The 18470-nt window shown below is 53.5% G+C and carries 15 protein-coding genes; 4 read left to right on the top strand and 11 right to left on the bottom strand.

Going from position 1 to position 18470, the window contains the following annotated elements:
* Positions 1–81: 81 nt before the first annotated feature.
* The 7 genes from nspC to NSU14_RS19955 all read right to left on the bottom strand — a co-directional run bounded on the left by nspC (position 82) and on the right by NSU14_RS19955 (position 9126).
* Complete coding sequence (gene nspC, locus NSU14_RS19925) at positions 82–1218, bottom strand: carboxynorspermidine decarboxylase (RefSeq protein ID WP_336103664.1); 1137 nt, start codon at positions 1216–1218, stop codon at positions 82–84.
* Positions 1219–1243: 25 nt separating this feature from the next.
* Positions 1244–2443: a saccharopine dehydrogenase family protein gene (locus tag NSU14_RS19930; protein WP_036702452.1), complete on the bottom strand. Its 1200-nt coding sequence runs from the start codon at positions 2441–2443 to the stop codon at positions 1244–1246.
* Between the two features lie 1084 nt (positions 2444–3527).
* Positions 3528–4298 carry an alpha/beta hydrolase gene (locus NSU14_RS19935; protein ID WP_340946959.1) on the bottom strand — a complete coding sequence of 257 codons (771 nt, stop codon included), beginning with the start codon at positions 4296–4298 and terminating at the stop codon, positions 3528–3530.
* 42 nt (positions 4299–4340) lie between these two features.
* Positions 4341–5369 carry a FecCD family ABC transporter permease gene (locus NSU14_RS19940; RefSeq protein WP_042135572.1) on the bottom strand — a complete coding sequence of 343 codons (1029 nt, stop codon included), beginning with the start codon at positions 5367–5369 and terminating at the stop codon, positions 4341–4343.
* Positions 5370–5418: 49 nt separating this feature from the next.
* The gene (locus NSU14_RS19945; RefSeq protein ID WP_336103655.1) at positions 5419–6429 is read right to left on the bottom strand and encodes a FecCD family ABC transporter permease; all 1011 of its coding nucleotides are present in this window, start codon (positions 6427–6429) and stop codon (positions 5419–5421) included.
* Positions 6430–6527: 98 nt separating this feature from the next.
* Positions 6528–8183, bottom strand: coding sequence for an AraC family transcriptional regulator (locus NSU14_RS19950; protein ID WP_340946963.1), 1656 nt, complete (start codon positions 8181–8183; stop codon positions 6528–6530).
* 106 nt (positions 8184–8289) lie between these two features.
* A complete protein-coding gene (locus NSU14_RS19955) occupies positions 8290–9126 on the bottom strand; it encodes an AraC family transcriptional regulator (protein ID WP_340946965.1) in 837 nt (278 codons plus the stop codon).
* Positions 9127–9282: 156 nt separating this feature from the next.
* Between NSU14_RS19955 and NSU14_RS19960 the strand changes: the two genes are divergently transcribed.
* Positions 9283–11103, top strand: coding sequence for an acyltransferase (locus NSU14_RS19960; RefSeq protein WP_340946968.1), 1821 nt, complete (start codon positions 9283–9285; stop codon positions 11101–11103).
* Between the two features lie 128 nt (positions 11104–11231).
* On the opposite strand, the gene NSU14_RS19965 is transcribed toward NSU14_RS19960, so the two are convergent.
* Entirely contained in the window at positions 11232–11846 is a 615-nt protein-coding gene (locus NSU14_RS19965; protein ID WP_340946970.1) for a TetR/AcrR family transcriptional regulator, read from the bottom strand.
* 162 nt (positions 11847–12008) lie between these two features.
* Between NSU14_RS19965 and NSU14_RS19970 the strand changes: the two genes are divergently transcribed.
* Positions 12009–13448 carry an MDR family MFS transporter gene (locus NSU14_RS19970; protein ID WP_336103659.1) on the top strand — a complete coding sequence of 480 codons (1440 nt, stop codon included), beginning with the start codon at positions 12009–12011 and terminating at the stop codon, positions 13446–13448.
* Between the two features lie 148 nt (positions 13449–13596).
* Here NSU14_RS19970 and NSU14_RS19975 read toward each other — a convergent pair whose 3' ends face one another.
* Positions 13597–13803, bottom strand: coding sequence for a hypothetical protein (locus NSU14_RS19975; RefSeq protein ID WP_042135564.1), 207 nt, complete (start codon positions 13801–13803; stop codon positions 13597–13599).
* Between the two features lie 18 nt (positions 13804–13821).
* Positions 13822–14439 carry an ATP-dependent Clp protease proteolytic subunit gene (locus NSU14_RS19980; RefSeq protein WP_340948969.1) on the bottom strand — a complete coding sequence of 206 codons (618 nt, stop codon included), beginning with the start codon at positions 14437–14439 and terminating at the stop codon, positions 13822–13824.
* Positions 14440–14606: 167 nt separating this feature from the next.
* On the opposite strand from NSU14_RS19980, the gene NSU14_RS19985 reads away from it, so the two are divergent.
* Together NSU14_RS19985 and NSU14_RS19990 are read left to right on the top strand one after the other, a co-directional pair.
* Positions 14607–15368: an RNA polymerase sigma factor gene (locus NSU14_RS19985; RefSeq protein WP_340946974.1), complete on the top strand. Its 762-nt coding sequence runs from the start codon at positions 14607–14609 to the stop codon at positions 15366–15368.
* Positions 15369–15420: 52 nt separating this feature from the next.
* On the top strand, positions 15421–16314 hold the full coding sequence (locus tag NSU14_RS19990; RefSeq protein ID WP_042135563.1) for an NAD-dependent epimerase/dehydratase family protein: 894 nt from the start codon (positions 15421–15423) through the stop codon (positions 16312–16314).
* On the opposite strand, the gene NSU14_RS19995 is transcribed toward NSU14_RS19990, so the two are convergent.
* A complete protein-coding gene (locus tag NSU14_RS19995; protein ID WP_340946977.1) occupies positions 16294–18279 on the bottom strand; it encodes a methyl-accepting chemotaxis protein in 1986 nt (661 codons plus the stop codon). The two genes, NSU14_RS19990 and NSU14_RS19995, sit on opposite strands and share 21 nt — an antisense overlap.
* Between the last annotated feature and the right edge of the window lie 191 nt (positions 18280–18470).

Here is an 18470-nt window from a genome sequence, read left to right on the forward strand (position 1 = left end):
GCTGGCACCTGAGCCTCTCCCCCCTCAAACCGCAAAAAAGCGCCCCATCAGCCGCAGCTGATGGAACGCTTCAATACTAACTTAAGACAATCGTCCGCTGAAATCGCTATACTCGAACTCGCGGATGACCTTGATGCCTTCTTCCTCATTGTAGGAAGCAATGGCCGGCAGGTTCACGCCGTTGAACATATGGTTCTTCACCATGGAATAATGCGCCATGTCGAGGAAGATAAGCTTGTCACCGTATTTCAGCGGCTCCGGGAAGGAATAATCCCCGATTACATCCCCTGCCAGGCAGGTCATGCCACCGAGTCTGTAGGTGTGGGCGAATTCGCCCGGCATTCCGGCACCGATGATGCCTGGACGGTAAGGCATCGCCAGCACATCCGGCATATGGCATTCGGCCGAGGTATCGAGAATCGCGATATCCATACCGTTATGCATCGTGTCGAGTACTGTCGCCACCAGGTAACCGGTGTTAAGGGCAATTGCTTCGCCCGGCTCCAGGTAAATCTCCACGCCATAAGTTTCCTTCATATGCCGAATGCACTTGATCAGCGTCTCCAGGTCATAGTCGGGACGGGTAATATGATGCCCGCCGCCGAAGTTCAGCCATTTCATGCCGTGCAGATACTGGCCGAACTTCTCTTCCACAACCTTAAGCGTACGCTCCAGCGTGTCTGAATTCTGTTCGCACATCGTATGGAAATGCAGCCCGTCGATGCCGTCCAGCTCCTCCGGACGGAAGTTCGGCAGGGTTACGCCCATACGGGAGTAATTGTAGCAAGGATCATACAGCGGAACTTCAATCTCGGAGTACTCCGGATTGACGCGGATGCCGCAGCTGATCTTCTTCGGTGCGTTCTGCACCCGTTCCTTGAACCGGCCCCATTGGTCAAACGAGTTGAACACAATGTGGTCGGTGTAACCGAGCAGCTCATCGAACTCGCGGTCTACATAAGCCGGCGCATACACATGGACCTCTTTGCCCATCTCCTCGAAGCCCAGGCGGGCTTCGAACAGGGAGCTGGAGGTTACGCCATGCAGGTATTTACCTACCAGCGGGTACATGGAATGCATGGAGAAGCCTTTTTGCGCGAGAAGAATCTTCGCTCCGCTCTGCTCCTGCACATAGTTCAGAGTTTCCAGGTTCTTCGTCAGCAGACGCTCGTCCACGAGATAGGCAGGGGACGGCAGCGCGCTGATATCAATATCTATATCTTTATCCTTCATGACTTAAGCCCTAATCCAGCAGCGTCGGCGAGAAATCTTCTTGCCAAGGCAGCCCGTGTTTGTTGAGTGCATCCATGAACGGATCCGGATCGAATTCTTCGATGTTGTGTACGCCCGGTTTGTTCCAGATGCCTTTGATAATCATCATAGCCCCGATCATTGCAGGAACGCCGGTAGTGTAGGAAATGGCCTGGGAGCCAACCTCTCTGTAGCACTCTTCGTGATCGCAGACATTGTAGACATAATAAGTTTTTGGCTGGCCGTCTTTGGTACCTTGAATGATACAGCCGATGTTCGTTTTACCTTTGGTTCTTGGTCCCAGGGAAGCCGGGTCAGGCAGAATGGCCTTCAGGAACTGCAAAGGAATGATCTCTTTACCTTCATAATTAATCGGCTCGATCGAGGTCATGCCAACATTCTCAAGCACCTTCAGGTGAGTCAGGTAGTTCTGCGAGAAGGTCATCCAGAAGCGGATTTTTTTCACGCCAGGGATATTAACAGCCAGGGATTCCAGCTCTTCATGGTACAAAAGATAGATATCCTTCGGACCAATCTCCGGGAGATCGTAGACTTTTTTCTCGGACAGCGGTGCAGTTTCAATCCACTCGCCATTCTCGAAGTAGCGTCCGTTCGCTGTAATTTCGCGGATATTGATTTCAGGATTGAAGTTGGTCGCAAACGGATAACCATGGTCACCGGCATTTGCATCCACAATATCAATCGTATGAATTTCGTCAAAATAATGCTTCTGCGCATACGCCGTAAATACACCGGTTACGCCTGGGTCAAAACCGCTGCCGAGCAGCGCCGTAATTCCGGCCTTCTCGAATCTTTCCTTGTACGCCCACTGCCAGGAATATTCAAATTTCGCGGTATCCTGCGGTTCATAGTTAGCTGTATCTACATAATGCACTCCGGTAGCCAGGCAGGCATCCATGATCGTCAGATCCTGGTATGGGAGAGCGACATTAATCACGACATCCGGCTGGAAGCTCTTGATCAGTTCAATGACTTCTTCCGTGTTGTCAGCATCAAGCTTGGCCGTAGAAATCTTCGTCAGGCCCCCGTCCAGTTTCTCCTTCAGAGCATCGCATTTTGACACCGTACGGCTGGCAATGCAGATCTCTTCGAATACATCCGGGTTCTGGCAGCATTTATGAACAACAACGCTCGCTACACCGCCAGCGCCAATAATTAACGCTTTTCCCAAATTAATAACCCCCTAATTTTGCTTAAGTTATTAGTTATTAGCCTTGCTGCTCTGGATCCGTTTCGTTGTCAGTCGTTTCGTTTCATCAAGCTGAACAGGCTACATCCTATGAAAAATCAACAAGGCTGATTATACAGAAACCTTTTCAATAAATCAATAAAAAACGACAAAAATTGATATGTTCCGTGTAAAATCTGTTGGTTTCTCCATTAATACTCTGTAATTCACAGCAATACACTGGAATGCTTCGTTTTCCTGCGCTTATTAGCTTCATTCAATCACGGGCTCATCAGGAGCACCGGACGATTAACCATGTACAAGGCCAACCGGATAATTGTATCACAGCAGAAGAAATCTTCATACGATTTATTTTAAAATTAAGTGGAAACGGTTGGTCTGCCCTCTCTATTCCGATGAAATCCGCTCACCTCCAAGTGGTTGTGTAAAACTGCAAATACCGCACATTATAGTAACTTACCCCTTTTTCGCGCCGCACTAACTGCTTGACCGGCACAGCTGCGTCAGGAAGTGCCGGCAGCAGCTCCATAGGGTTATTATGTGTAACGCCGGTAATCCAATACTCTGAACGCAGAAATAAACCCCGCAGACCAGGAGTCCGAGGGGCATTATGCTTTTATATAAATTTGCCGTGCATGCGTAATTTCGCCCAACCCATTTGTCGCCATAAGAAAAAGTACAACTGCAAAAGCCAGAGCACCGCAAGGCTGATGCCAATAGCAGATAAGAGAGTGCAGGACTGGAGCTTGGTGATCATTTGAAGCTAACGCGCCAGACTATAACTGCATTTACTGCAACTAAATTCACCATCCGCTGTAAGATATCAAGTTTAATTGCACTCTATACAGTTATATTAGCTGACCTGTCTCAAAAATCATCTTTCGCTGTTTTTAGTTGTACAGAATACAGTTAACCGCCCAAATCCGGTTTTTATCCGTCTTTTAAGTGTACGAAATACAATTATCCACTCCAAGCAAATAAGTACAGGAATAAAAAAAATAAGGAACGGCATCTCTGCCGTCCCATCCATCACAGTTATTATAAACAAGCAAGTCCGTCTTCCGCTTCACCCAGCGTTCCCCCGAACCGGACCGGCTTCCCCTCCGCCAAACAGCCACCTCAGCGCCGGCGGGAACTGCCGGCTGAAGAACATCAGGTCATGGGTTCCCTGCGGATCACACTCCAGCAGTAAATCACCGCCGCCGAAGCCTTGTTCCAGCAGCAGCTGATGCGCCGCCCTGGAGCGTCCGGCCATTTCCTTCTGCGCATTGGTCTTATAGCAGCCTTCCAGCTCTCCGTAGTACATATATATCCGCTGCCCTGCTCTGTCTACGGGATGATCGCGCATGTAGTCCAGGATACCTTCATACCAGAAGGATGCCGATAACAGGCCTATCCGCCCGAACACTTCAGGATAGCGGTAAGAGGCATACAGCGAGATCAGTCCGCCGAGAGAGAATCCGATAATCCCCGTATGCCTGGCTTCTTGCAACGTTAGATAATGGCTGTCGATATAAGGTTTGATCTCCTCGGCCAGTGCCCGCAGATAATCGTCTCCACCGCCGCCGAACGAAGGTGCTCCAGGAGTCACTTCCGGCAGCGGCCACGGGGTATAATCATGATTCCGGTCCTTGGATGCAACGCCGACAAGGATCAGCTCATTCAGCTGCTGCGATCTGAACAAATGGTCCAGGTAATTCGCCGTATGCTTCATTACACTGCCTTCGTCCTGCAGGTACGCTACCGGAAACCGCCTGTGCTCTGTACCGTAGCTGAATGGCAAACGTATAGTCAATTTCCAGCCGTGAACCTCTATGTGAATATACTTTATTCCCATCCTGTGACTTCCCCTTTAGGCCTCCGTCAGCAAGCGGTGCGTTTATCTGGCACGGTTTCTGAACAGCAGGAATATGAAATATGGCACACCGATGATGGAGATTACAATGCCTACCGGCAGCTGAAAGGGAGCGAATACGGTTTTGCCGATAAAATCACCAATAATCACCATCAGCATTCCGATCAGGCCGCACAACGGCACGATGTACCTGTAGGTATTACCGATCAGCCGCCGTGCAATATGCGGAGCAATCAGTCCGACGAAGCCGATGCTGCCCGACACGGACACACAGGCGCTGACCAGTCCGACACAGCACAGCAGCAGAATCTGCCGTTCCCTGCCCACCGCCACGCCCACGCCTTTGACACTGACCTCATGCAGCTGCAGCAGATCGAGCACCGCCGCGCGGCGCCAGATTACCGGAGTCAGAATGAGCAGCCATGGAAGTGTGGAGAGCACCTGTCTCCAGTTCGCATTATACACGCTCCCGGCCAGCCAGACGGTAGCCATCTCGAAATTCTCCGGGTCCATTCGCAGGGAAACATATAGCGTTACCGCACCGAAACCGGAGGCCAAAGCGATCCCGACAAGAATTAATTGCTGCGGGTGGAACTCCCCCTGATTTCTTGCGAACAGGTAGAGAAGAACGATGGAGCACAGGCCCCCTATGAATCCGAACATCGGCATACTCATGACCGAAATCCAGCCGGGCGCTTTCATGGTGCCGCCAACAAAGAACATGAACATGACGACAAAAGCCCCGGCAGCGGCATGAATGCCCAGAATTCCCGGGTCTGCCAGGGAGTTGCGGGTAATGCCCTGCAGTACAGCCCCGGCGATTCCCAACCCGAAGCCGACCAGTGCCCCGAGCAGAATGCGCGGAAGCCGGAATTCGAAGATGACGAGATCATGATCCGCCACAGGATGAATCCGCAGCAGGGTGCGCACGACATCCTTCGCCGATATATCAAAGGTGCCATTGGTCAGACTGACATACATCCCGCAGACAATCAGAACAGAGAGCAGCAGGAACAGCCCCCAGAAGGCCAGTGCCTTCGATTTGGGCTTCATTAACAGCGAGTTCTTCGCGTCCTTAGAATTGTTCGAATCCTTGGAATGTTTACGAATGATGGCCTCCCCCTCTCGTTTTGATCAGATAGAGGAAGAAGGGGACGCCGAACAATGCGGTAACTACACCGACCGGTGTCTCAAACGGAAAGTTAATATACCTGCTGATCAGATCGCACAAGGCCAGGAAGAGGGCTCCGGCAAACGCAGTGAACGGAATGATCTTGCGGTAATCCTGCCCGACCAGAAAGCGTACAATATGCGGAATAATGAGGCCGATAAAAGCGATTTTGCCGGCTATCGCTACGGAAATCCCGGTCAGCAGCACCACACTCAGCATCGTCAGCATCTTGATGGTTCCCACCCGAAGTCCAAGGCCTGCGGCCGTTTCGTCTCCGAGCGAGAGCATCGTCACCGGTTTTGCCATCAGCAGTGCAAGCACCAGACCAGCGGCGGCAAACGGGAGCGCCAGTCTGATCACAGCCGGGTCCATCATATGCAGCCGGGCATTGTACCAGAAGCTGATATTCTGCGACACCTGAAAGTAGACAGCCAGCGCCTGCGAGACTCCGCCGAGGAAGGTGCCGATGATCGTGCCGAGCACTGCCAGTGTCAGCGGCGATACGCCGCCGGGCAGCAGCTTGGCCGTACCAAAGACGAGCAATGCCCCCAGCGCAGAGCCGGCCAGCGAATACACAATCATTGTCATGGAGGAAGCGCCCGGCAGGAATACCATGCACAGCGTAACGGCAAACACTGAGCCGTCGCTGATCCCCATAATGGACGGAGAAGCGAGATAATTCCGCGTCATCCCCTGCATCAGGGCTCCCGACACCGCCAGGAATGCCCCGATCAGCAGCGCTCCTGCTGTGCGCGGGATACGCGATGTCCGCACAATCACATGGTCAATATTCTCAGGATCGGCGTGGAAAATGGCATTCAGCACCGTACCGAAGCTCATTGGCTTCGTTCCGTAAGCTACAGATAACACGCTAATAATAATGATAAGGACAACCCCCAGCACCAGCAGGGAGGCCGTCTTAATTCCGCCTGTCCATTTCATGTCATCCCACTCTTTATGTACATTTGTATTGATAATGATTATCAATTACGAGTATAACGAAGCGGGGTCCCCTGCACCATGGACAAAATGCGGAACAACTATGGACGATTGGCCGGAAGCAGCTGAAGGATCTGCCGCAGCATCCGCAGCTGCGCATATGCGGAATCCTCACGCCAGGGATCAGAGCTCAGGACATGTACGTGATGCCGCTGAACTGCAGGAATCTTCATCCACTGGGGGTCGTTCTGCAGCTTCCTCCACTCCCCAAGCGTGTCATATTCCTGACGGATCAGCATCAGTAAATGGTCCGCTGGCAGCTCCGCGAGCATCGCCGGAGTGACCGGAACATTATATACCTTTGCCTCACACTCATAAGCCGGGTGCAGTTCCAGCTCACGGTACAATATGCTCGCCATTCCCTCGTTGCAGTGCAGGAACAGCTGGCTGCCCAGCATACGGATAACTGTAACCGTCTGCTGGCCCAGCCCTTCGTGCAAGCGGTCTTTAGCGGCGTTCACCTCCCAGTCGAAGGCAGCAAGCCATTGCTCGCGCTGCCACTCTTCACCCAGCAGCCGTGATAATTCGTGAAATTGCCCGCGCCAATCTGCGCTGTCGCTGGTCAGATAATTCACAGGAGCAACCTGCTCCAGCGCTGTCCGTTCATCATCTGCCAGACCTGCCGGGGCCAGGATAAGTTCTGCGTTAGACTGCTTAAGCACTTCAATATTGGCCTGCCAATCCTGATTGTTGCGGTAGGCGCTGATATGGACAGGAATATCGGCGCGGTAGTTCCGGTAGTAATATTCGGTCCATTTCGGATGCAGTGCCGCCGCATATGGAGTGATATTCAGCGGCAGCAGCTGTCCAAGCAGTCCGGGCGTGTAGGCGGCCAGCTTGCGCCGCCGGCTTTTCATATAGACTGCGGGCGGCATGCCGATCATCTTCTTGAATTTGCGGCTGAAATAGAATTCATCGGCATAACCGACCCTGTGGGCGATGTCCCGCAGCTTAACGCCGCTCTCTGCCATCAGGCGCTTGGCCTGCCCGATGCGCAGCTCGGCTGCGTATTCCAGCGCGCTTTTGCCATATTTCTTCTTATACAGGTCAACGAAATATTTGGCGCTGAAATCGGCGGACTGAGCCAACTGCTCTACGGTTAACGCCTCTGTATAATGGGCCTCTATGTACTGCTTCGCCTGCTCCAGCGCCGAATTCGTATCTCTGGGCCGGTGCAGGCTGCGCGCGCGGAGATCATACAGCAGCTCCTGAAAATCAAGCTGTGCCCGGAAGCCGATGCTCTGTTCACCCTGTTCGGAGAGCAGAAACAGCCTGCTGCATTTGGCCGACATCTCTTTCGACGGATGAAACGGCAGCCTGCCGTCCCCCTGGAATAACCGGGTATCCTTAACCGGCAGACAACTTCCGCTATCGCCTGATTTGCCATAACAGTACACATCGAAATAGAAAATATACATCTCCAGCCCCCCGGCCGGCTGCACCGTTCCGCAGGTCTGATCCGGCAGGCAGAGCACCGCTGAACCTGCCGCCAGCTCATACTGGTTGTGATCACTAATGAACTGGACGGAACCTCTGGTCACGACTGCAAGGGCATAAGAGAAAAGCAGCTGCTGTGCGAGATGGACCTCCCCCGTTCCCTTCAGCGCCTGTAAAGACAGAAGCCGGAAAGACAACCGGTCCCAATCGACCGGATCATCTTGGTTATCTATAGAAGTTCTCTGTTGGATAAGTTCCATTACAGTGCACACCACCAAATCTGAACGAATGTTATGAAAACTACCCTTAGTATATTGATAATCATTCTCATTGGCAATGTCACAGGAATTATTTTACCGGTAAGCATTATCCGCTCTTCCCTTGGTCTTGAGTCCGCATAGCCGAAGGCGGCTGCCCGTTCTGTTGTTTGAAGCTTTTGCTGAAGTGAAATTCGTCGCTGTAACCGCAGGCCGCTGCAATCTCCTTCAAGGTTAATCTGGTGTACAGCAGCAGCTTCCCTGCATGCTCATAACGGATTTCACTTAAGTAGCTTTTGGGGCTCCTGTGCAGATATTGCTGAAAAAGACTGCGTAAATACGAGGAGGAAATCCCGTAACGCACCGCCAGCTCGTGAATAAGCAAAGGTTCACTGTAACGGCGTTCAATATCATCCTTGATCCGCAAAAACAGCTCATAGCCCTGCCCCCGGCCCAGCTGGGCATTCGCCTGAACCTGCAGCAATTCGTACATGAGCTCATAGAGCAGGGACTGGGTCATCAGCTGGCTCCCGGTGCTTCCGGGGACCCAATCCGCAGCAATTTTATGGAACATATGACCAAGCTGCTTGCCCTGTTCCCCCTCCGGCTTCAGCATAAACTGCAGCGGCAGCACATCCAGCGGCTCTATCCTGCCCTGATTATCCGCCGAAGGCGACAAGGTATAGAGCGAGAGCAGGATCATTGTGATCCGCAGAGGCTCCTCCCTTCCGCAGCTCATGTCCATAGCCAGCCCCGGCTGCAGATAGAACAGCATTCCCGGCGATACCGGATAGTCTTGGTCCGTACGGAAGATCCCCTGACCTTCCTGAATCCAGTAGAAGCTATGTACATTGATATTCTGGCGGATATCCCTCCAGTGCGGGAACGTGATCTTATCGTGAATCCAGTGAATATCTATGGCCAGATTCTGCACAATTTTCTCCACCCTCTGACTCCCCCGTTTCTGCAGCATCTCTGAAATCAGCATAAGATGTTGATGCGTTTTTGACAAGCTAGTCGTGCTCTTTATGCCATGTCGCTTCCCTTTCTCTACTGCTACACTTAAGGAAATAATGACTTATGTTATAGAGGAGAGACTAAGATGCCCGAACAACGATCCGCCTCACGGAAGGCGCTCGATTACATGCCCTGGATTGGCCCCTCCGCACAGGAGCAGCAAGAGCAGATCCTATACCAGCAGCAGCTAACTACTGAATACTCCTGTACCTTCGGAGAAGCCTGTTATGTCTCACCGCAGGCGGTGGTATTGCCGGATCAGCTTCAGATGGGCGACCGGAGCTATATTGCCGGCGGAGCGATTGTCCGCAGTGCCCGGCTCGTCATGGGCAGCGACTGCTCACTCAACAGCTACAGTGTGCTTTCAGGCGATATTACCATGGGAAACGGCGTAAGAGTTGCTTCACATGCGAGTATGTACGGGTTCAATCACGGATTCGCCTCCACTGATATCCCGGTCTTCCGCCAGCCCTGCACTGTCCAAGGGATTATCATCGGGGACGACGTATGGATTGGAGCCAATGCCGTTATTCTGGACGGTGTGCAGATCGGTTCGCACAGCATTGTCGCCGCCGGTGCCGTAGTTACCAGAGATGTGCCGGCCTACAGTATTGTCGGCGGCAATCCGGCCAGGCTAATCCGCAGCCGGCTGGCCGGGGATACAGCAGCAATTGCCGCGGCAGTTGAACAAAAGGAGGATATAGGGATGACAATGGATGCACAACCCGGAGGAACAGCAGTGAAAGGAGGTACGGATACAGATGCGGCTGATAGAGCTGTAACAGCCGATAGGGACACTGCCGTAAACACGAAACCAGTTACTGAAAGTGTTCCGGCATACAGCCTGCTCTCACAGCAGCTGGCTGACTTCGGCAGGCTGGCAGGAGACCAGCTGATCCCGCTGCTGGAGTACTACTCAGAGTCAACGGGGGAAGAGAAATTCTTCCGCGACCGGCCCGGATATAAGCGGACGGTTAGAGCTTACTGCGATGCGGTGGAGATTGCCGCGATGTTCGGCAGCCTGCCGCCCGGCTGGACGCGGGCAGAGCTTACCGCTGTATTGCAGGGATTCCAGGATGCCGGGACAGGACTGCTGCCCGATCCGTGGTCTCCGCCCGGACCGGAGGATCTGCCTGAGCTGTTAACCGACCACCTCTCCCGGTATCATCTTCTCGCTGTAGGGTACGCGCTGGAAGTGCTCGGTTCTGCCCTGCCCCATCCGGTTACCGTTGCTGAGAATATGGAAACCGCTGCGTTGTATCCGTATCTGAATGATCTGCCATGGGAGGACAATGCCTGGGGCGGCGGAGACTGGATCGACTGCTATGCCACAGGTCTGTACCACAACCTGAAGACATTCGGCTCCCGCAAACGGCCGGATGATCTGTTCGGCTGGCTGGCGACCCATTGCCGCCGGGACTCCGGCCTCTGGGGCCTCCCTACCGCAGAGGAAGGCTGGCTGCAGCCGGTGAACGGTTTCTACCGGCTCACCCGCGCGACCTATGCGCAGTTCGGCCTTCCTCTGCCGTATCCGGAGCGCAGCATCGATACCGTGCTGGCCCACAGCAGGGACCGCCGGTTCTTCCGTGCAGAGGTGCTTAACGCCTGCAACGTGCTGGATGTGGTCCATCCGCTCTGGCTCTGCCTGAAGCAGACCGATTACCGCCGTGGAGAGATCCGCAGCTGGGCGGAGAATATGCTCAGCGAAGTGCTGAAATTCTGGGTTCCGCAGCGCGGCTTCGCCTTCCACTTATCACAGCAGCAGGACACGGGTCTGCAGGGAACCGAAATGTGGCTGAGCATCCTCTATCTGCTGGCTGACCTGTGCGGTGTAAGCTCATCGCTTGGATATACTCCCAAAGGTGTGCACCGCCTGGACCCTGCCTTCTCACTGCCCCCGAGATAGCGGCTTCCATCTCCGCTTCCGCTGTGAATGAACTTCCTCACCAGCTTCAGCCTTCAACACAAACAAACCGCCGCATACCGGAACATCATTCCGGTAAACGGCGGTTTGTTTGCGCTCTTGGGGACCCATCAGTTGATCCGGACCAGCGGCAGGAAGATATCATCAATAATACCGGTGATTGTCTCATCAGAAACAGGTTCATGGGTGGTAAGCAGCTCGTAGCGGAATAAATCGAGGGGAAGCAGAATTACCCGTTCAGGAATGCGGTCCAGACGCACCTCACCCCGTTTCTCGGCATTAGCCAGAATTGTCCCCATGATCGCGTTCAGCTTGCCTCCGGTTTTGGGAGGCATGATCTTCGGCAGCAGCGCAATCAGATCATCGCCGTGATAATCCACCAGCAGGCCGTGGATCGTCTCAGCGCCTAAGCCCTGCAAAGGCCGGGCGAAGCTCTGAAACAGCTGCAGCATATCCGTACGCAGATCGCCTGAATCGGGAGCGGCCAGAGCAGTCTTAGGCATATGCTTCTTAATCGCGGCTGCAACAATCTTGGCTTTATTCGGCCAGCGGCGGTAGAGTGCGGTTTTATTGGTTTGCGCCCGGACCGCAATCCCCTCCATCGTCAGGCGGGCATAACCCGCTTCGCCAAGCTCTTCCCAGGCAGCCTGCAAAATGGCTTGTTCGAGAACCTCCCCGCGGCGGCGTCCGCCTTTGGGCTGATTTTCTTGTTTGATATCGTCCATGTCATTTCCTACTTTCGGGATATTTCAGTATAGACGCGGCTTGCCTCTGGCGGACAAAATGGGCAGAAAATTCTCTTGTTGCATTCTGGCTGCTTTTACTCTATCTTATTCACATAAGGTACGCAACGTACCGTACCTTATTATGTTGAGAGGAGCAATTTTATGTCAGACCAAAGAACCAAGCCCAAGAAAGCACAGAAAGAGAAGCTTGATCCCGCCATTCTTAAAGTAGCCCTCATTCTCGTCTTCGGTGCACTCGCGCCGTTATTCGACTCCACGATGATCAATGTTGCCATCAGGACACTTACTTCAGACCTGCAAAGCTCCGTTGCCGTTATCCAGTGGGTCATTACCGGTTACGTCCTGACCATGGGTATGGCAATTCCGGTGTCCGGCTGGGCTGTCAACCGTTTCGGCGGCAAAAAAGTATACATGTTCTCACTCGCCGTATTCCTGGGCGGTTCGGTCCTCTGCTCCCTGGCCTGGAATCCCGGCAGCCTGATCAGCTTCCGCCTCCTGCAGGGCGTAGGCGCAGGAATATTAATTCCGACCCTGCAAACCGTGCTTGTCCAGACTGCCGGGGGCCGCAACATCGGACGGATCATGTCAATCATCAGCATTCCCACCCTGCTGGGTCCCATTCTCGGTCCCGTGCTGGGCGGGGTCATTATCAACAGCCTGGGCTGGCGCTTTATTTTCTACGTGAATATTCCCATTACCCTTATCGCAATGCTGCTGGCCTGGCGCGGCATTCCGGCGGATGAGCCATCCACACACAAACAGACGCTTGACCTTACCGGTCTGCTGCTGCTGTCCCCTGCTTTTGCTATCCTCATCTACGGGATCGCCCAAATCAGCACCTATGGGGGGCTGCACAGCAGCAAAGTGGTGATTCCCCTGGTGATTGGCCTTGTCCTCATGGCCGCGTTCATTGTCTACGCTTTGCGGACGCGCATAGAACCGCTGCTGGATCTGCGTCTGTTTAAGTCGCGCATTTTCTCAGCATCGAATGTCACCGTATTCCTGTCCGGCATGGTCATGAACGGGGCTTTACTCCTGCTGCCATTATACTATCAGCAGGTACGCGGTGAAAGTGTATTGTCTACCGGAATGATGATGATTCCCCAAGGAATAGGTATGCTGCTCACCAGAAGCTGGATCGGCAGTCTGTCCGACCGCATCGGTTCGCGGATCATCGTCATTCTGAGCCTGCTGGTCACTATATTCGCGACACTTCCCTTTGCCTTCGCCGGTCCGGATACGAATCTGATCCTGCTCGCGGCCGCACTGGTAGTCCGGGGGGCTGCTCTGAACGGACTCCTGATTCCGGTAATGGTATCCGCATATGTTGGGCTGCGCAAGGATCAGATCCCCCATGCCAGTATCTCCATGAGGATCTGCCAGACGATCGGCGGCGCCTTCGGGGCAGCGATTCTGGCCACTGTATCCCAGCACCAGCTGGCCGGGCAATCAGCCTCAAGTCTCCAGAGCATTGCCGGGGCATACGATGCGGCCTTCTGGTGGTCGATTGGCTTTGCCGTGATCGCATTGATTCCTGCACTCATCCTGCCATCACACCGCAGCAGCCCTGCGGCTGGCTGAGGATAAACCTCAAGCAGATATTAAGGCCCAATATCAGCTTCAGCAGCAATATCAGCTTCAACTCCACTATGCCAAACCAAAAACCCCCGGTTCTCCCTGATAAAGCGGAGAACCGGGGGTTTAGATTGCTTTTATCAGGATGTACTGTCTACTGCCCGAAACCGACACGCGGACGTTCCCGTTCTTTGGTCTGCACGTCTACGGCGCGGATCGAGGTGATTGGAATGTAGAGGGTCTGGTACTCCGTGCTGTACTTCACGAACCTCTCATCCAGCTCCTCCAGAACTCCTCCTCTGACACTGGTACCATCCAAAAAATGAATCGTTACTTCCTGCCCTTTCAATGCTGATAACATCTTAATCCGCTCCTTCGTCTACAGATGGGTAATAATTGTGTCGATGATCCCGTATTCCAGTGCTTCCTCAGCCGACATGAAATAATCACGGTCCATGTCCTTCTCCACCTTCTCCGCCAGCTGGCCGGTACGTTCCACCGTAATCTGGACTATCTTGTGCCGGATTTGCAGAATACGTCTTGCGCTGATGGCGATATCACTGGCCTGGCCCTGTGCGCCGCCATGCGGCTGATGGATCATGATCTCGCTGTTCGGCAGCGCGGATCTCTTGCCTGTAGCTCCTGCCAGCAGCAGCAGCGAAGCGAAGGAAGCCGCAAAACCGGTGCAAATCGTATTCACCTGCGGTTTGATTACCTGCATCGTATCATAAATACCAAAGCCGGCGGTAGTCGAGCCCCCTGGGCTGTTGATGAACATCTGGATATCCTTATCCGGCTCATCCGCCGCCAGGAACAGCAGCTGGGCAATAATGCTGTTGGCCAGCCCGTCATCGATTGCCGCACCCACGAACACAATCCGGTCCTTCAGCAGCCGGGAATAAATATCGTAGGACCGTTCGCCTCTGGAAGTCTGTTCAATGACATAAGGTATAATACTCATTAGGTTGTGCCTCCTCTGATCTGTCTTAGTGTATATATCCTGTAGACGGACCAGGGAAGCTTAAAGATACGGGCATGCGGAATTCGGCGGGTATACAAGGATAGCGTATCTTTTACAAAGTGCCATTCGTTTATATAATAGAAGCAATGGCTATATAAGCTAAATACAAGAAAATAACAAAAAGCACAAAGGAGAGGGCCAAGATGACGATTCTTGAACATCACCGTATGCCGGACAGGGCGGATATGGATAAGCAAAGCCTGCAGGAGCTGGGGACTGCGCTACACCGGTATTGCCTGTCGCTGACCCGTTCCCCATTCGACGCTGAAGATCTGGCCCAGGAGACCTGGACCAAGGCACTCGGATACAGCAAGTTCACCTTGAGCCCCAATCCTGAAGCCCTGCTGCTGCGGATTGCCAAAAATACGTGGATTGATGCCGCACGGCGCAAAGGCTCCCTGCTCCGTGCGCTTGAACGTTCAGAAACCCCGGCAGATTCAGCCCTTACACCGGCTGCGCAAGGAGATCGCACCGAAATCGAACTGGCCTTTCAGGCCTTGACCAAGCATCTTTCCCCTTTGCAGCGGACCGCCTTCGTACTCCGTGATGTTCTGGGCTATTCAGCAGCCGAGACAGCCGGAACCTTAAGCACTACCGAAGGGGCAGTCAAGGCGGCTCTGCACCGGGCACGCCTGGCCTTATCCAGGGTCCGGGAAGAACTGGCTGAGAATGAGGGGCCCGCTCTTCCGCCGGATGCTGATTACCGGGCTTATCTACGGGCGCTGGCCCATGCCTATGAGCAGGGTCAAATTCCGTTGATGCTGGAGCTGCTCCGCCAGGAGACTGCCGTAGAAGTAACTGTTGCTGTAAGCACCACCACAGTGCATGCCCTGTATTCCGGAAGCGGAAGCTTCTCCTATCTGAATGGAAGCAGCACCTATGCCGGGCTGCGGATGGCAGCTTAACTTTATTCATTGGAATCTTAGCCCGCACACAAAACTTTAGGAGTGTAGCCAAATGAAGAAGGTACTTGTACTCGGAGGAACGCGGTTTTTTGGTAAAAGACTGGTGGAGCTGCTGCTCCGGGACGGGGACAGCCAGGTAACCATTCTAACCCGTGGTGTAACAGAGGATGATTTCGGTGACCGGGTAACCCGGCTGGCCGTGGACCGGACTGATGAAGCTGCGCTGGAGCGTGCTGTAGGGGATACAGGCTGGGATATCGTCTACGATAATATTTGTTTCTCGCCGGATGAGGCTGCGGCTGCGGTACGGATATTTGCCGGCCGGGCGAAGCGGTATATTCTGACTTCAAGCCTGTCTGTCTATAATCCGCAGCCGGATATCTTGACTGAAGCGGATTTCGATCCTGTACATTATCCGCTGAAGCTGGGCGGGAAGGCCGATTTCAGTTACCAGGAAGGCAAAAGACTGGCCGAGACCGTTCTGCTGCAGACGGCGGACTTCCCGGTGGCCGCGGTGCGGTTTCCAATTGTGCTGGGCACGGATGACTATACGCGCAGGCTGCATTTTCATATAGAGCATGTACAGGCAGGGCAGCCGATCGGCATCCCGAATCCGCAAGCGGAGATCTCGTTCATCCGTTCCGATGAAGCCGCTGATTTCCTGCACTGGCTGGGCAGCTCCACGTTGACGGGTCCGGTGAATGCCTGCTCGGACGGTACACTGACCATCGGCGGAGTTATCTCCATTGTTGAAGCGGCAACAGGTAAACCTGCCATGGTCCGGCGGGAAACCGCAGATTCGGACAGCTCTCCCTTTGGCATCGAAGAATCATGGTTCATGGATACGGCAAAAGCCCGCTCCGCGGGCTTCAGCTTCCTGTCATTATCCGGTTGGTTCCCGGAGCTGGTCACATCGCTGAATCATTCACTTCGCCAGCACCAGTAAATCAGCCTCCGATTCACTCCGCCCGTCTGCGGATGCGGATTCCTCCATCACCCGTAATACTCCAGACTGAGGCCGGTGAACTCCTGCTCCGGTCTTTTTTTCAGTCTCCGCAAACGTTCCGGCTTCTGACTTGGGTTCCGGCTTCTCCGATGTCTGCTCCTTAGTCTTCTCTGGCGCCTCGTCCACTTTCTTCTCTTCCGCCTTCTCGGCTTTCTTCGCTCCTATCTTCGTTTCAGCCTTTGTAGCTGTATTGTCGGCCACTTGTACTTCAGGCCCGTCCGCAATTTTGAACACATTGATCTCCCGGAACAGCCGCTGCGAGATTTCATGAATCTCCTCCGCCTGCCGTGCAATGTCGCTGATCGCCTGATCCTGCTGGGTGCTGGAGGCATTCACTTCCTGTACCCCGGCCGCTGTCTGCTCCGCCACGGAGGCTACGGAATGCACAGATTCGGCAAGGCGTGAGTTGATCGTACGCGTCTGTTCCACCTTCTGGTGAATCTGCCCGATCTGTGTGCTGATGCCCGCAATGGATTCATCGATCGCCCCGAAGGATGCCAATGTCTCTGCCACCTGGTGATCCTGCTGCTCCAGACTTTCTCTGGTCTCCATCATATATCCCTGGAAATCGGCCATGCCGGCCTGAAGCTCCTGGATAATCCGGCTGATATGCACGGAGGAATCATTCGTCTGCACAGACAGGTGTCTGACTTCATCGGCAATAACGGCGAAGCCTTTTCCCGATGCCCCGGCCCGCGCTGCCTCAATCGCAGCATTGAGCGAGAGAATATTCGTCTGCTTCGAAATCTCCGTAATTGAATTGGTGATGCGTGAAATATCCTTGGACTGGTTCACCAATTGCTCCAGCGCCACATAAACCTTGCTGATCGACTCCCGGGAACGCTGTGAAATCTGGCGCAGGGCAGTAACCGTATCTGAACCCTGCTGCGTATTCCGGTTAGCCGTTTCACTGGTCGCCAGCATCACATCTGTATACTCGGTAATATCCTGAACCCCGCGGGCCAGCTCCTCCAGCAGCAGCGTACTCTGCTCAGACTGAACAGCCTGCTGGTCGGCACCCAGCGAAATCTCCTGGATCGTCCGGACAATATCGCGGTTCGTATGCGCGGTAATCGCCGATGACTGCTGAAAAGAATGCGAATAGTCAGCCAGCGAACCCGCAGCAGACAAGGTCTGCCGCAGCATGCCCTGAACTCTGCCCACCATATGATCAAAGTGATGGCTCAGCCGGCCCAGCTCATCATTATACGGGGAGTTGATCTGCTGCCGCAGATCCCCGTCGGCAATCTGCCTGAGTGCAGCCTGCAGCCTGCCGACCGGCGACAGGAACGAGCGGATCAGCAGCCAGGCCAGCACCAGCATGAACAGGAACACTCCGCCTGCAGCATAGGCCACGATTGAGACCGTATCATCCAGCAGTTTAAAAGAAACCCCCTGCGCCTGCTCTGCATTGTCGGCGGCTGCCGTATACAGCTTACCATTTGTCTCAAGCATGGATTGATTCAGCGCAAGTGCCTTCGTATGTATATCATCAATCTGTTCCAATACAGTTAGTGGATCAAGTGTTTCATCCGACATTGCTCCGAGCAGTTCCGTAATGAATTCCCCATATTCTGCGGCCTGAGTGCCCAGAAGTCCAAGCATAGTGAATGCTGGTGTGTCCTGCTCAAATTCCACCTTGGCAAGTTCAGCCAACATCTGCTGCTGTTTCTCCTGTAATGGCTCCGCCAGCTCCAAATCACTGGATTCAGCGAAGGAAGTCTCCGCTCGGTTCAGCTCCTGCAGCAGCTGGGTGATGGTTGAGACTGTAATTCTTTTCTCCATTTCGCTCTTCTGCTGTTCCATAGATAGCTCTACCTGGTTAATTTTATGTCCTTGGTACAGAGCCACGCCCAGAAAAATGAGCGTAATTGTCGAGAAACTTAAGATTAGCTTCCATTTCATCGAAAAGTGCAGCAGGTTCCCCTTCAAAAGTATCATCCCTTCATATCTAGCTTGTCTTTACAATAGGTATATTCTGCTAATATCCTCATTGTAGAAGCCGGATATTAACTGTTCTCTTAGGTTGTGTATGCTGAGCGTAAAGAATATGTTGCGAAACTGTTAACAAAACGTCAATATTTAAGGAAATAGAA

This window comes from Paenibacillus sp. FSL R10-2771 (assembly GCF_038000205.1).
GTDB lineage: Bacteria > Bacillota > Bacilli > Paenibacillales > Paenibacillaceae > Paenibacillus_AQ > Paenibacillus_AQ phytohabitans.

Coding starts and splice junctions, on each gene's coding strand:
- NSU14_RS19995 (WP_340946977.1), bottom strand. CDS start 18,279: ATGAAATGGAAGCTAATCTTAAGTTTCTCGACAATTACGCTCATTTTT.
- NSU14_RS19985 (WP_340946974.1), top strand. CDS start 14,607: ATGACGATTCTTGAACATCACCGTATGCCGGACAGGGCGGATATGGAT.
- NSU14_RS19960 (WP_340946968.1), top strand. CDS start 9,283: ATGCCCGAACAACGATCCGCCTCACGGAAGGCGCTCGATTACATGCCC.
- NSU14_RS19945 (WP_336103655.1), bottom strand. CDS start 6,429: ATGAAATGGACAGGCGGAATTAAGACGGCCTCCCTGCTGGTGCTGGGG.
- NSU14_RS19965 (WP_340946970.1), bottom strand. CDS start 11,846: ATGGACGATATCAAACAAGAAAATCAGCCCAAAGGCGGACGCCGCCGC.
- NSU14_RS19970 (WP_336103659.1), top strand. CDS start 12,009: ATGTCAGACCAAAGAACCAAGCCCAAGAAAGCACAGAAAGAGAAGCTT.
- NSU14_RS19935 (WP_340946959.1), bottom strand. CDS start 4,298: ATGGGAATAAAGTATATTCACATAGAGGTTCACGGCTGGAAATTGACT.
- NSU14_RS19940 (WP_042135572.1), bottom strand. CDS start 5,369: ATGAAGCCCAAATCGAAGGCACTGGCCTTCTGGGGGCTGTTCCTGCTG.
- NSU14_RS19950 (WP_340946963.1), bottom strand. CDS start 8,183: ATGGAACTTATCCAACAGAGAACTTCTATAGATAACCAAGATGATCCG.
- NSU14_RS19975 (WP_042135564.1), bottom strand. CDS start 13,803: ATGTTATCAGCATTGAAAGGGCAGGAAGTAACGATTCATTTTTTGGAT.
- NSU14_RS19990 (WP_042135563.1), top strand. CDS start 15,421: ATGAAGAAGGTACTTGTACTCGGAGGAACGCGGTTTTTTGGTAAAAGA.